The organism is Micromonospora sp. NPDC005197, assembly GCF_040608295.1.
Classification (GTDB): Bacteria; Actinomycetota; Actinomycetes; order Mycobacteriales; family Micromonosporaceae; genus Micromonospora.
Genome location: NZ_JBEXHY010000130.1, coordinates 1 through 13723, shown reverse-complemented (window position 1 = coordinate 13723; position 13723 = coordinate 1). Strand labels below are relative to the sequence as shown.

General features: G+C 72.5%; 10 protein-coding genes. 1 reads left to right on the top strand and 9 read right to left on the bottom strand.

The annotated features are described in order from the left end of the window. On the bottom strand, positions 1 to 5249 hold a 5249-nt coding region (locus ABZU46_RS27005), incomplete at its 3' end, for a biotin carboxylase N-terminal domain-containing protein (protein WP_354862138.1). Positions 5250 to 5737: 488 nt separating this feature from the next. On the opposite strand from ABZU46_RS27005, the gene ABZU46_RS27000 reads away from it, so the two are divergent. After that, positions 5738 to 6715 (top strand): NAD(P)-dependent oxidoreductase, encoded by a 978-nt coding sequence (locus ABZU46_RS27000; protein ID WP_354862137.1) that lies wholly within the window; start codon positions 5738 to 5740, stop codon positions 6713 to 6715. A gap of 121 nt (positions 6716 to 6836) precedes the next feature. On the opposite strand, the gene ABZU46_RS26995 is transcribed toward ABZU46_RS27000, so the two are convergent. Genes ABZU46_RS26995 through ABZU46_RS26960 form a run of 8 tightly spaced genes read right to left on the bottom strand, consistent with a single transcriptional unit; the run spans position 6837 to position 13639 of the window. Further along, positions 6837 to 7640, bottom strand: a complete 804-nt coding sequence (locus ABZU46_RS26995; RefSeq protein WP_354862135.1) for a methyltransferase — start codon at positions 7638 to 7640, stop codon at positions 6837 to 6839. A 33-nt stretch (positions 7641 to 7673) separates the two neighbouring features. Then, positions 7674 to 8444 carry an ABC transporter ATP-binding protein gene (locus ABZU46_RS26990; protein WP_354862134.1) on the bottom strand — a complete coding sequence of 257 codons (771 nt, stop codon included), beginning with the start codon at positions 8442 to 8444 and terminating at the stop codon, positions 7674 to 7676. Beyond that, positions 8444 to 9187 (bottom strand): ABC transporter ATP-binding protein, encoded by a 744-nt coding sequence (locus ABZU46_RS26985; RefSeq protein ID WP_354862132.1) that lies wholly within the window; start codon positions 9185 to 9187, stop codon positions 8444 to 8446. Before ABZU46_RS26985 ends, ABZU46_RS26990 begins: the two co-directional genes overlap by 1 nt. Continuing rightward, on the bottom strand, positions 9184 to 10212 hold the full coding sequence (locus tag ABZU46_RS26980; RefSeq protein ID WP_354862130.1) for a branched-chain amino acid ABC transporter permease: 1029 nt from the start codon (positions 10210 to 10212) through the stop codon (positions 9184 to 9186). The genes ABZU46_RS26985 and ABZU46_RS26980 overlap by 4 nt, the downstream gene beginning before the upstream one ends. Next, positions 10209 to 11105, bottom strand: a complete 897-nt coding sequence (locus ABZU46_RS26975) for a branched-chain amino acid ABC transporter permease (RefSeq protein WP_354862129.1) — start codon at positions 11103 to 11105, stop codon at positions 10209 to 10211. Before ABZU46_RS26975 ends, ABZU46_RS26980 begins: the two co-directional genes overlap by 4 nt. Beyond that, positions 11102 to 12295, bottom strand: coding sequence for an ABC transporter substrate-binding protein (locus ABZU46_RS26970; RefSeq protein ID WP_354862127.1), 1194 nt, complete (start codon positions 12293 to 12295; stop codon positions 11102 to 11104). The genes ABZU46_RS26975 and ABZU46_RS26970 overlap by 4 nt, the downstream gene beginning before the upstream one ends. A gap of 38 nt (positions 12296 to 12333) precedes the next feature. Further along, positions 12334 to 12738 (bottom strand): roadblock/LC7 domain-containing protein, encoded by a 405-nt coding sequence (locus tag ABZU46_RS26965; RefSeq protein WP_007460021.1) that lies wholly within the window; start codon positions 12736 to 12738, stop codon positions 12334 to 12336. Positions 12739 to 12754: 16 nt separating this feature from the next. Continuing rightward, on the bottom strand, positions 12755 to 13639 hold the full coding sequence (locus ABZU46_RS26960; RefSeq protein ID WP_354862125.1) for an ATP-binding protein: 885 nt from the start codon (positions 13637 to 13639) through the stop codon (positions 12755 to 12757). Positions 13640 to 13723 lie beyond the last annotated feature (84 nt).

The window sequence follows — 13723 nt, the reverse complement described above, 5'->3', positions numbered from 1 at the left end:
GCGGCGACGCGGGCCTCCAGGGCTCGCACCCGCTCGTCGGCGGCCGTACGGGCGTTGACGTCGGCGGAGAACACCACCGCCGCGGCGGGAGCGCCGCCGAGCACCGAGGCGAACGACCCCTCCAGCGCGAGCACCGTCATGCTCGGGTTCAACGCCTTCGAGAACACCACGAAGGCGCCGCCGTGGTAGCGCGAGATCACGCAGAAGACGATCGGGCCCTGGAAGTTCACGATCGCCCGGCCGATCTCGGCGCCGTACTCCAGTTGCAGCTTGCGCATCGACTCCGGCGAGCCGTCGAAGCCGGACAGGTTCGCCAGCACGACCAGGGGCCGGTTGCCGCTGGCGGCGTTGATGGCCCGCGCGGCCTTCTTCGACGAGCGGGGGAACAACGTGCCCGCCGTGTAGGTGTCCGGGCCGTCGGTGGGCGGGAACCCGCGCCGCGGCACCGACCGGGACTCGATGCCGAGCAGGCATACCGGGATGCCGCCGAGGTGGGCGTCCTGCACGACCGCGGTGTCGGCGTCGGCCATGCCCGCCCACCGCTCCAGCACCGGGTGGTCCTGGTCGGCGAGGGCCCGCAGCACCGTCCGGATGTCGAACGGCTTCTTGCGGTCCGGGTTGGCCTCGGCGGAGAAGATCTCACCGACCGTGCGGAAGGGGCTGCCCGCCACGTCGTGCGGGAACGTGGAGACGTCGCGGTCCACCGGGTCGGTGGTGCTCGCCCGCCGCGGCGCGTCCTCGCCGGGCGCGACGTACGTGTGCTCGTAGTGGGCCATCAGCACGTCCCGCGCGGCGGTCAGGTTCGGCGCCCAGTACTGCGCCTGCCCATTCGGCCCCATCACCCGGTCGTAGCCGCCGATGCCGAAGTTGTCCTCGGCGGACACCCCGCCGGAGAAGTCGAGCGACTGCTTGCCGGTGAGCACCATCGCCGAGTCCGGCGTCATCACCAGGACGCCCTTGGTGTGCATGAGCATCGTGGCCTCGGCGTTCCAGTACGGCTGCGCGCCGACGTTGATGCCCGCCACCACAATGTTGATCTCGCCACCGGCCTGGGTGAACTCGACGATCCGCTTGAGGGCGGCGGCCACCCAGTCCATGTTCTCCGTACCCGAGGTCATCGAGATCCGGGCGCCGGCGGACAGCGCCCACCACTCCAGCGGCACCCGCATCCGCTCCGCGAGGTCCAGCGCGGCGATCACCCGCCGGCACTCCGGCTCGGACAGGGCGCCCAACGACTTCGTCGGGTCGCCGAGCAGCACGACCCGGGTGACACCCTCCGGATGCAGCGTGGCCGGCGTGGTGACGACACCGGCGACGATCGCGGCGCGGTTGCGCCCCTTCGGCCGGTCCACCGGAATTAGCGCGTGCGCGTCGTCGAGGTCGTACTCGACGAAGTCACCGAGCCGGCTGGTCAACTCGTACGGGTACACCGTGTTGCGGCTGCTGGCCCGCAGCACCTTCAGCCGGTACTCATCGAGCGGCTCGACCGGCTCGACCGGGGGCGTGCCGACGGCCAGCTCCGCGCCGCCCGCGGCGTCGAACGAGATCCGTACCGCGATCTTGGTCAGCTCGCCGGTGCGACGGTCGCGCTGCCGCGCGATGAACAGGATCTCCTCCAGCCCGGCGCCCACTGTCGTCGGACGCACGCGCCCGGCGATCATCTCCATCTCCTCGCGGGTCAGCTCGCTCGGCGGCCAGACGTAGACGACGATCCGGTTGGTGGTGAAGCGCGTCTTCGACGGCCGCCGCGACTGGGCCCGGCGGATCGAGTCGAGGCAGGCCGCGATGGCGTCCTCGGTCGTCGGCAGCGCCACCAGCCGGCCGTCCTGCTCGCGCAGCTCGGTCAGGTCGCGCACCTGGGCGAACGCCACGAGACGCTCGTCCGCCGGGTTCTCCCGCGCCACGCACTGGAAGAGGTAGACCTCCTCGTCGGACGACGGCAGCCGGGTCAGGTCGAACTTGTGCAGCCGCTCCAGCTGCATCCGCTGCGCGATGTACGGGTGCAGACCGCGGATCAGCCGGTCCTCGACCATTCCGCCGTCCGACGGGCGGAAGGTGAAGTGGTGGTGCATGACCGCCCCGCCGCGACCCGCGACGGTGGCGGTGAGCCGGCGGACCTGCGCCGGAAGCGGATGTGCGGTGATCACCTGGAGCAGCGCGGCGGCCATCGCGTCGAAGTCCTCCGGCTGGTTCTCCCAGCCGAGGTAGATGTCGGCGTCGACGGAGTCCTCGTCGCCGGCCAGCTCGGCGAGCCCACGCAGCGCCCCGCCCAGCGCGTCGAAGCTCACCGCCGTGGAGACCACACTGGAGTCCGCGCGTTCGGCGACCACGAAGGCGCAGTCGGCGACCTCGCGGGTCCGCACCCGGGTGAGGGCCTTGTTGCCGTAGTAGCGGCGGGTGAGCACCTCCAGCATGATTGTGTTGTCCAGGTGGTCACGGACCAGGCGCTGGCCGAGCAGACGCACCAGCGGCTCGGTGCTGCGGACCATCTCGGCGATGCGCTCGGCGCGGTCGGGGGCGTCCGGGTGCGCGTCCAGGTGTCGCAGGTGCGCCCGGATCTGGGCGTAGACGCGGGCCCGGTTGCGGCGCAGCAGCGGCTGCGCGAACCAGGCGAACACCACGCCCCGGGCCAGGTCGGCGATGGCGGGGAAGCGGACCTGCGTCGCGGCGATCAGCCGCTCCAGCGCCAGACCGGCCGGCTCGCGCAGCGACTCGTCCGGCGGGGTCTCCCGCAGCCACTCGCGCAGCAGCGACGCCACGACTGTGGCGTCGGCGGACGCGCGCTGCTGGGCCAGGAAGATCCGGAACACGGCGGCTTCCAGGCCGGGGGAGCGCTCCAGGTCGGTGACGCCGTAGTGGCTCAGTGCCTTGGCGAGCCTGGCCTGGAAGGCGTCGGGCAGCCCGGCCCGCTCCACGTCGAGGCTCTGCAGGTAGGTGTGGAAGTACTCCCGGGCGCTGCGGACGTGGGCGCCGCCGTCCTCGCCGGTCGGCCGGTTCCGGCTCAGCTCGGCCAGGTCGGCGAACACGTCGACGAGGTCCACCTCGGCGGCCAGCGGTCGGTGCCCGTCCTCGGCGGCCAACCGTCGCACCACGAGGTAGTCGTCAAGCACCCTGCGGTCGTCGTGCGGGTCCACGTCGAAACCGAGCAGTAGGCCGCGCAGATCCTCCTGACCGCGCCGGCTGCGCTCGTACGCCCCCGCGTTGTCGTCGGCGGCGGGCAGGTCCAGCTCGACGCTGGCGACGCTCGGGCCGGCCGCGGTCTCGGTGGCCTCGTCGGCGAGCGGTTCCAGCCGCAGCAGCGGCGCGCCCGCCTCCACCTGGCTGCCCACCGAGACGGCGCACTCCTTGAGCCGGGCCTTGAACGGCGCGCGCAGCACCGTCTCCATCTTCATGGCCTCCAGCACCAGCACCGGCGCCCCCGCCTCGACCTCGGCGCCGACCTCCAGCGGAGTGGCGACGACAAGCGCGGGCATGGGGGAGCGCAGGACGCCGCCCTCGTCGCGGCTGACCCGGTGCGTCACACCGTCAACCTCGACGAGGTGGGTCGGCCCGTGCGTGCCGGTGAGCAGGCGGTACCGGATGCCGTTGACGACGATCTGGCCGGTGTGCCGGTCGAAGCGGTCCAGCTCGACGTCGGCGGTGCGCTCGGCGCCGCCCGCCTCGATGCCGACGCGGAACCGGTGCGCCCCGATCCGCGCCACCCGCATCCGGTAGGTGACCCCGCGCAGCTTGAGGTCCAGCGGCCGGCCGCTGGCGTGCTGCACCTGCGGGCGGCCACCGGCGGCGGTCGACAGCAGCCGCTGCCGCTCGGCGCGCTCCTCCTCCTCGTACGACTCGATGGCGGCGGCGGCCAGGGCGACCGCGGAGTGCCGGTGCGTCACGAGTCGGCCTTCGCCCCGGACCCGGTCGATCCAGCCGGTGTCGGCGCTGGCGTCGATGATCTCGGGCTGGTCGAGCAGGTCGAGCACGAAGCTCTTGTTAGTCGCGCCGCCCTCGATGATCACCGTGGTGTTGGCCATCGCCCGGCGCAGCTTGCCGAGCGCCTCGTCGCGGTCACGCCCGTACGCGGTGATCTTCGCGATCATCGAGTCGAAGTCGGCCGGGATGGTGTCGCCCTCGCTCACGCCGGTGTCCACCCGGATACCCGGGCCGGCGGGCAGGTCCAGCCGCGCGATGCGCCCCGGTGACGGCGCGAAGTCCCGGTCGGGGTCCTCGGCGTTGAGCCGGGCCTCGATGGCGTGCCCCCGCTCGGCCGGCGGCTCGCCGACGAGCCGGCCGCCGGACGCGACGTGCAGCTGCGCCTTGACCAGGTCGAATCCGGTGGTCAGCTCGGTGATCGGGTGCTCGACCTGCAGGCGGGTGTTGACCTCCAGGAACGCGAACAGCCGGTCGCCGGGGTGGTAGAGGAACTCGACGGTCGCCGCGCCCCGGTAGCCGACCGCCACGGCGAGCCGCTCCGCCGAGGTCTTCAGCTCGGCCGCCTGGGACGCGTCGAGCACCGGCGAGGCCGACTCCTCGATGACCTTCTGGTTGCGCCGCTGCACCGAGCAGTCGCGCACGCCGAGCGCCCACGCGGTGCCCTGGCCGTCGGCGATCACCTGGACCTCGACGTGCCGGGCGCCGGTGACCAGACGCTCCAGGAACACGATGCCGCTGCCGAACGCCCGCGCCGCCTCCTGGCTGGTGCGCTCGTACGCGTCGGCGAGTTCGGTCTCGTTCGTGATCACGCGGATGCCGCGCCCGCCGCCGCCGGCCGTCGCCTTCAGCATGAGCGGGTAGCCGATCTCGGCCGCCGCCGCCCGGGCGGCGTCCAGGGTCTCGACGGCGCCGCGGCTCCACGGCGCGACCGGCACGCCGACCTCCTCGGCGAGCAGCTTCGCACCGATCTTGTCGCCGAGCTGGCGCATGGCCTCCGGGCTCGGCCCGACGAACGTGACCCCGATCTTCTCGCACAGCTCCGCGAACGCCGGATCCTCGGCAACGAAGCCCCAACCGACCCACGCGGCGTCGGCGCCGGTCTCGGTCAGGGCGCGCTCCAGCGTCGCCAGGTTCAGGTACGGGCGGGCGGACGCCGGACCAAGGTCGTACGCGATGTCCGCCTCGCGTACGAAGGTGGCCGTGCGGTCGACGTCGGTGTGGAGGGCGACCGTCTCGATCCGGCTGCCCGTCTCCGCGGCCAGCTCTCGGACCGCGTGGATGAGCCGCATGGCGGCTTCACCACGGTTGACGATGGCGACACGGTTGAACACCCGACTGACCCCTTTGGTAGACCATGATGTGCGTGCCGGACGTCGACGGCTCCCGGCAGTGGTCACTTTTCCGGCTCCGGACGGACAGCGCCATGGCGCAACCGCCGAACCAACCGTCGCTGTGTTGTAGGAACCCAACAAAACTTTTTGGCTGTCGAGCCGCGGGCGTCGATCTCCGCCCGATCCTCGGCGTGAATGCCCAGACGTCACCTTCGGGGTGTTTGCCACCTTTTCTCCATAGCCGCCGGGACGGCTCGGCTGGCCCGCATACGCCGTACCGCCCAGTCGTAGCGTGGAGGGGTGAGTCACCGGGATGACGTGCGAGAGTTCCTGCAGAGTCGTCGCGCACGGGCCGGCACGGAGCACATCGACCAGCGGGCGCGTGAGTCGCTCTCTGCCTAACCTCACCTGATCCGGACCGAGCCGAAGCGCTCAATTCGCGGCGACCCCGCCCTTACATGCCGGCCCCTCTGAACGAACGGATCATCATGCGCGTACTCGTCGTCGGTGGCAGCGGCCACATCGGTACCTTTCTCGTTCCCCGCCTCGTACGCGCCGGCCACGACGTGACCAGCATGAGCCGGGGAACCCGTAAGGCGTACTCCGACAGCCCCGAGTGGCAACAGGTCACGCAGGTCGTGGTCGACCGCGAGCAGCAGGACATCGATGGCACCTTCGGAGCCACCGTCCTGGCGCAGCACCCCGACGTCGTCATCGACCTGCTCAGCTTCACCATCGAGAGCACCACCGCCCTGGTCGAAACGATCCGCGGCCAGGTCGACCACCTCGTGCACTGCGGATCGCTGTGGCGGTACGGCCCCAGCATCAAGCTGCCCATCAGCGAAGGCGAAGGCACCCCCGCCATCGACGAGTACGGCACCCAGAAGGAAATGATCGCCCAGTACCTCAAACGGGAAACCGCGAGCGGCGGCCTGGTGACGACCTCCGTGCACCCGGGTCACATCGTCGGACCCGGATGGCACCCGACGGGTGTGCTCGGCAACACCAACCCCGAGACCTGGGCGGACATCTCCGCCGGTCGCACTCTGCGCATCCCCGGCAGCGGCGCCGAATCGATGCATCACGTGCACGCCGACGACGTCGCGCAGGTGTTCGAGCTCGCGGCCACCCACCGTGACGCCGCGGCAGGCGAAGACTTCCACGCCGTTGCCGCACACGCACTGAACGTGCGCGGTTACGCCACCATCGCGGCCGGCTGGTTCGGACAGCAGGCGACACTCGAATCAATCACCTGGGATGAGTTCCGCAGCATTACGACGCCCGAATTCGCCGAAGACAGCTGGGGCCACCTGCAGCGCAACCACGTGCTGTCCATCGAGAAATCCCGCACCCTCCTCGGCTACGCACCCGCCTGGGAACCGGAAGACGCGATCCTCGAGTCCGTGAGCTGGCTTATCGATCAGGGCGAACTGTCGGTGGAGAACCCGCTCACCGGCAAGCTGTAAAGACGTCATGAGTACCCGATCGCGCACCTGAACCCCGCCAACGACGCCGCAGATCTTTCCTAGGATGCTTTAGGGGGTGTGTGGCCCGCCACGCACACCGGCTGCGGGTCACACCGGTGACCTAACCGGCCCGACGGCCGCGCGTCGAGACGAAGTGGTACGACATGACGGCGAACGCGGGGTCGCGCGTCAGTCGACGGAAGGCGTTCAGCTGCTGGGGCGTCAGGCCGGCCGCCAGCAGGTCCGGCTCCAACTGACGGGAGTTCGTCTCGTAGAGCGACGTGCCGGTCGACCCGCCCGCCCAGCTCTGCGAGTGGGTGATGGTGTCGACGTCGGTGAGGCCGGCGAGCGTCATCTCGGTGTGCACGTCCTGCGCCCACCCCAGGTCGGCGCCGTGGTCCTGCAGCACACCCATCATGGTGTCCATCACCTGCGCGAACAGCTTCGCCGCGTCGTCGCTCGGCGCGTTCAGCACCCGCACCGGCGTGGTGCAGTCGAACTCCTCGACGACCAGCCAGCCGCCGGGCGTCAGCGCGCCGGCGAGGGTGCGCAGGACCCGTCGGCGCTCGGGCAGGTGCAGCAGCACCAGACGGGCGTGGATCAGGTCGAACGCGTCCCCGGGCGGGGCCTCGGTGCGCACGTCGTGCCGGCGTACGCTCAGGTTGCCCTCCGCCCGCAGGTGCGTGGGGTCGATGTCGGTGGCCAGCACGCGGCCGTCCGCGCCGACCGCGCGGGCGATCCGTCGGGCCATCGAGCCGCCACCGGCCCCGACCTCCCAGCAGGTCGACCCGAGGCGCAGGACCGGGCGGGCCAGGCGGCGCATCGTGATCGGGTCCAGGAAGGACTCCAGCGCCCGCATCTGCGGGACCGCGTCCGGTGCGCCGTTGTCGAAGGTGTACGCGGCATCGCCTGTGGGAGTCGCCATCGTCTTCTGCCTCTCCGAGAGGGATCGGGTGACCTACGGGGTGTCGGCCCAGAGCCGAGGGGTCGATCGGGTGGCCGGGGGCGGCCCGGTGGCGGCGATGCTGACCATCGCCTCCAGGGGGCCCGGGTCGCTGCGCGCCTCGGCGGTCGGCCGGTCGTAGACGACCCGGCCGTACTCCAGCACCGCGACCCGGTCGGCGATCTCCAGCGCGTGGCGGAGTTGCTGTTCGACGAGCAGCACGGTCAACCCGCCGGCGGCCAGGTGACCGATGAGGTCGCGGACCCGCGCGGCCAGGTCGGGGGCGAGCCCCTCACAGGGCTCGTCGAGCAGCAGCACCCGTGGTTGACCGAGCAGCGCGCGGGCGATGGCCAGCATCTGCTGCTCGCCGCCGGACAGTTCGCAGCCACGGTGGCGCAGCCGGACCGCCAGCCGGGGCAGCAGTTCGAGGATCCGGGGCACCGTCCAGCCCTCGCCGCCGGGTGTCGCGGCCCGCCACGGCGCCGCCGCCAGGACGAGGTGCTCGGCCACCGTCAACCGGGAGAAGACGCGCCGGCCCTGCGGGACGAGGCCGACGCCGGACTGGGCGACCCGGTGGGGTTGCCGCCCGGCCACGTGGACGCCGCCGATCTCGATGCGGCCGCTGGAGGCGCGCACCAGCCCGGCGATGGTGTGCACGAGGGTGCTCTTGCCGGCCCCGTTGCGGCCCACCACCGCCTGGATGCTGCCCGGCGGTACCCGCAGGGTCACCTCGTGCAGCACGATTCCCCCGGCGTAACCGGCGCAGAGCCGCTCCACGTACAGCATCAGGACACCCCGTCGGCGTAGGCCTGCCGCACCAGCGGCGAGGTACGGATCTCGTCCGGTGTGCCGGCGGCCAGTGTCCGGCCGTCGCGCAGCACGGTGACGGTGTCGCAGAGGGCGTACACCAGGTCGAGGTGGTGCTCGACCAGCAGCACGGCGACCTGCCGGGGCAGCGCCGCCAGCAGCTCGGCCAGCCGGCCGACCTCGGTGGCCGACAGCCCGGCCGCCGGTTCGTCGAGCAGCAGCAGGCGGGGACGGCCGGCGAGGGCCATCGCGATCTCCAACTGCCGACGTTGGCCGTGGGCGAGGTGACCGGCCGGCACCGTCGCGAGGTCGGACAGGCCCAGCTGGTCCAGCAACCCGGTGGCGCGCTGGCGGGCCGCGTCCCGAGTCCCACCGGGCCACCACCTGCGCCGCCGGATCGTTCGGGGCAGCGCGGCGACCTCGATGTTCTCGGTCGCGGTGAGCGTCGCGAAGACCGCGGGTCGTTGGTGGATCCGGTTGATGCCGCGGCGGGCCCGTGCCGCCGGCCCGAGCCGGCTGACGTCGCGGCCGGCGAAGCGCACCGTGCCGCGCTGTGGCCGCGTCGTGGCGCCGAGCACGTTGAGCAGGGTCGTCTTGCCGGCCCCGTTGGGCCCGATCAGGGCGTGTCGCTGACCGTCGTGCACGCACAGGTCGACGTCGGTGAGCGCGGCGAGTGAGCCGTACCGCACGCTGATCTTCTCGGCGCTGAGCAGGCAGTTCATACGCGCAGCTCCGACGTCGGGCCGCGGTCGGGGATGGGTGCCGCGTCCGGGTGGCCCGGCGCGGGGATCGGTCGTCGTGGGCTGCCGCGCGGTCGACGGACCCGGGTGACGCCGGTGGGCAGGAGGTAGACCGTCGCCACGAACAGGGCGCCCAGCACCAGCGGCGCGTGACCGGGCAGCACCCCGAACAACCAGTCGCGTACGGCGATGACGAGCGCCGCCCCGACCAGCGCGCCGCCGACCGAGGCGGTGCCGCCGATGACGACGCCGAGCAGGAGCAGCGCGGAGGTGTCGAAGCCGAAGTCGGCGGGGGAGATGTACTGCTGGGCGACGACGAGCAGGGAGCCCGCGGCGCCGGCGATCGCCCCGGCGGCGACGTGCGCGCCGGACAGGTACAGCCCCACGCGGTGCCCGCTGGCCCGCAGCCGCATCTCGTCGTCCCGGCCGGCGCGCAGCAGCAACCCGACCCGGGTCCGCAGCAGCAGGAGCACCGCGCCGACGAGCGCCGCCACGACGACCAGCGTGTAGAGATACCGGGCCTGGTCGGTGGCCAGGATCGGCAGGCCCCACAGTGGACGGATCGGATCGATGCCGGCCAGGCCGTCGGTGCCGCCGGTCACCGACCGCCAACGCCCGAGAACGGTCACGACGAGCTCACCGACGGCCAGGGTGATCATCAGCACGATGACGCCCCGGGCCGGGACGACAAGCGGCAGGGTCACGGCGGCCAGCGTCGCCCCGGCGAGCGCCGCCACGGCGACCTGCACGACGCCGACGTCGGAGACCTGGCTGCCGAGCACGGCGCTGGCGTACGCGCCTGCGGCGTACGGCGCGGTCTGGCCCAGGGTGGGCATGCCGGCGACACCGGTGAGCAGCGCCACGCTCACCCCGACCAGGCCCAGCGCCAGCGTCCGGGCGAGGATCGCCGCGGTGTAGTCGTCCACCACCCACGGCGCCACGACCAGGCCGGCCAGGACGACCGTCGCGACGGCGACGCGTACCCGGCGGATCACCTCGTCCCTCACGTCGCCGCCCACCGCAGGGCCAGGCCCCGTGCCCGCACGGCGAGTACGGCGGCCATGGCGGCGAACAGCAGGAACGGGGCGGCCGACGGCAGCAGCGCCACGCCCAGGGTCTGGATCTCCCCGATCGCCAGCGCCGCGAGCAGGGTGCCGACCATGGATCCGAGGCCGCCGAGGACGACGACCACCAGCGAGAGCAGCAGCACCGTGTCGGCGGTGTCCGCGCCGGGACCGATGATGGGGGCGCCCAGGACCCCGGCCGCGCCGGCCAGCGCGCCACCGGCGGCGAGCACACCCACCCTGATCCGCGCGGGGCTCACGCCCAGGCAGGCGACCATCTCCGCGTCGTCCACGGCGGCGCGGACCAGCATTCCGGCCCGGGTCCGCCGCACCGTCAGGTAGAGCCCGGCCGCGAGCGCCGCGGCCACCACGATGAACACCAGCCGGTACGCGGCGTAGCGGTGCCCGGCGACCGCCACCGACCCGTCGAGGGCGGCGGGCACCAGGACCTGCGGATCGTCGGGCCCGAAGCCGGCGACGAGCAGGCTGCCGCCGGCCAGCGCCACCCCGAAGGTCAGCAGCGCCTGGGTGAGGTGGTTGCCGGTGGCGACCGGTGTGAGCAGGCCGGCGAGCAGCACCCCCGTCGCGGCGGCGGCCAGCACGCCGACACCCAGCGCCAGGGCCAGACTCGCCCAGCCGCCGTCGAACAGCGCCGCGGCGGTGTAGCCGCCGATCGCGTAGAGCATGCCGTGCGCCAGGTTGAGGATGTTGGCGACGCCGAAACAGAAGACCAGGCCCGCCGCCGCCACGAAGACGAGCAGCCCGTAGGCGACACCGTCCAGCGCCGGGATGACGTACGGGTCGATCCGGTTCGGGCCGGCCGCCACCGTGATCACCGGCCGATGGTCGCGAGGTCACCCACGACGGTGTTGGACAGCGCCCGGCCGTCCTGGCGGACCTGACGCAGGTACCACTTCTGCACTGGCGAGTGCGTGACCGTGGAGAACTGCCAGGCGCCGCGCGGGCTGGCGACCTGCCCGAGTTTGCCGATCTGCGCGTTGATCGCCTCCGGGGTCGGGTCGCTCCCGGCGGCCCCGATGGCCCGGTCGAGCACCGCCGCCGCGTCGTACGACGCCAGGGCGTACGTCGTCGGCGACCCGTCGTGCTTGGCCTTCCACGCCGCGACGAAGCCACGGTTCTCGGCGTTGTCGAGGTCGGGGGAGTAGTTGAGCACCGAGAAGATGTCCCGGGCGGCTTCGCCCTGCGCGTTGAGCACGCCGCCCTCGGTGAGGAAACCCGCCGCGTACAGCGGAACGTCCTTGATCTCGGACTGCGCGTACTGCTTGACGAAGTCGACGGCGGCGCTGCCGGCGTAGAAGGTGTAGACCGCCTGCGCGCCGGAGGCCTTGATGCGGGCGAAGTACGGCGTGAAGTTGGTGGTGGCCGGGAACGGGGTGAAGGTGGTCTTGCCGTCGGGGTTGGCGAGCGTTCCGCCGGCCTTGGCGAACGCCTCGGTGAAGCCGCGCAGCTCGTCCCAGCCGCCCTGGTAGTCGGGGCCGATGGCGTACACCGAGCCCTTGACGTTGTCCCGGACGTGCTGGGCGATCGCGGCGCCCGGCTCGTCGGAGAGGTACGAGGTGTGCCAGACCCGGGTGACGTCCTTGATCTCCGGCCGGCCGTTGGAGCCGACGAGGGGGACCTTGGTCTCCTGCAGCAGCGGGTAGACGCCGGCGACCGAACCGCCGCCGACGATGCCGGTGAGCGCGGCCACGCGGTCCTGCTTGAGCAGCTTGGTCGCCGCCGGCACGGCGGTCGCGGCGCCGTTGCCCTCGTCGGCGACGACGAGGTCGACCTGCCGGCCGCCGAGCTTGCCGTCGTGCGTGTCCAGGTACAGCTCGAAGCCGTCGCGGATCTCCTTGCCGACGGACTGGTACGTCCCGGACAGCGAGGCGAGCAGACCGATCTTGATGGATCCGCCGCCGGTCGTGCCGGGCTCGTCGTCGGCGCAGGCTGTGCTGACGGTCAGCACGAGCGCGAGCAGCACGGCGGCGAGGGCACGGCTGCGCGCAGGGGTGGTGAGGGACATGTCGTCTCCAGGGGAAGGGGAGGGGTCTGTCGGTGGGGTCAGCGGCTGCGGGCGAGCGCCGCACGGGCCGCGGGGGTCAGCGCGTCGCCGATCCGGTTGGCCAGCTCCGTCATCTCGTAGGAGACCTTGCCCACGTCGCACTCGGGCGCGGCGAGCACCAGCAGCGACGCCCCGTCGTTGAAGGCCATCGAGAACATGAAGCCGCCTTCGAGCTGGGTGACGTTGGAGATCACCGCCCCGGCGTCGAAGAAGGCCGCCGCGCCGCGCAGCAGGCTGACCAGGCCGCTGCCCGTCGCGGCGAGCTGGTCGGCCCGGTCCGGGGGCAGGTCGCGGGTGGCGGCCACCATCAGGCCGTCACTGGAGATGGCGATCGCATGGCTGACCTCGGTCGCGCGCTCGGCGAAGCTGTCCAGCAGCCAGCCGAGGTCCTGGTGGTCGGTCACGTGCTCTCCCTGTCGGTCATGAGTTGCCGAGGTTGATCGGGGTGCGCCGGCGGGCCGCCACTCCGCGCGCGTACGCGGCCATCGCGCTGGCGACCTGGGCCGGGTCCCGGTATTCGGAGCGTTGCTGTTGCTGCCCCACGGTGACGCCGCCGGGCACCAGGTGCCGTTGCGGCTGTCGTTTGGGCAGGCCGGAGTTGGTGGTCGCGGCCACGTCGGGCGTGTGCGCCTGCGCGGCGGTACGCCAGGCGTCGTCGGCGGGGCTGGACCACTGCCGACCGTCGGAGGCGTCGACGACATCGGCGTGGAACCAGTGGTTGACCTGTTCGAAGATGAGCAGCTCCTCGGTCGGCGCGTCGCCGCGGTCCGCGCTGGGCGTCGGGCGGAACACGGGCGCCGCCGGCAGGGTCCGCGCCGCGGGGGCGTGCCCGGCGGTCGGCTCCGACCGCGGCCGGTACGGCGGGGGTGCGGAGGTGCGGGCTGCCCGCCGCGACAGCCGGCCCGGCGCGAGCAGGAACTCCTCCGGCGGCAACGACCGGATCATCGCCGCGGGCAGCGTCGCCTCGGCGAGGGTGCCGCGGCGGGGGCCGCGACGCAGTTGGACGCTGGCTCCCAGGCGGGCGGCGAGCTGACCCACGACGACCAGCCCCATGGCCCGCACGGCGGCGACGTCGATGGCGGGCGGTCGGGCCAGCAGCTCGTTGAGCTGCTGCAACCGCTGTGGGGGCAGGCCGACGCCCTCGTCGCTGATCTGGATGATGACCCGGTCGCCGAGGCTGCGGCCGCTCACCCAGGTCTCGCTGCCCGGCGGCGAGTAGGCGGTCGCGTTGTCCATGAGTTCGGCGAGCAGGTGCACGACCTCGTCGACGGACTTGGCGGCGACGGCGACGTCGCCGTCGACCAAGCCGCGGCGGATTCGCGCGGAGTGGTAGATCTATATAGGAAAAGCGGGGGGTTGGGGAAGAGTGTATGTGGGTCGGTGTTAGTA

Coding starts and splice junctions, on each gene's coding strand:
- ABZU46_RS26970 (WP_354862127.1), bottom strand. CDS start 12,295: ATGTCCCTCACCACCCCTGCGCGCAGCCGTGCCCTCGCCGCCGTGCTG.
- ABZU46_RS27000 (WP_354862137.1), top strand. CDS start 5,738: ATGCGCGTACTCGTCGTCGGTGGCAGCGGCCACATCGGTACCTTTCTC.
- ABZU46_RS26985 (WP_354862132.1), bottom strand. CDS start 9,187: ATGAACTGCCTGCTCAGCGCCGAGAAGATCAGCGTGCGGTACGGCTCA.
- ABZU46_RS26990 (WP_354862134.1), bottom strand. CDS start 8,444: ATGCTGTACGTGGAGCGGCTCTGCGCCGGTTACGCCGGGGGAATCGTG.
- ABZU46_RS26995 (WP_354862135.1), bottom strand. CDS start 7,640: ATGGCGACTCCCACAGGCGATGCCGCGTACACCTTCGACAACGGCGCA.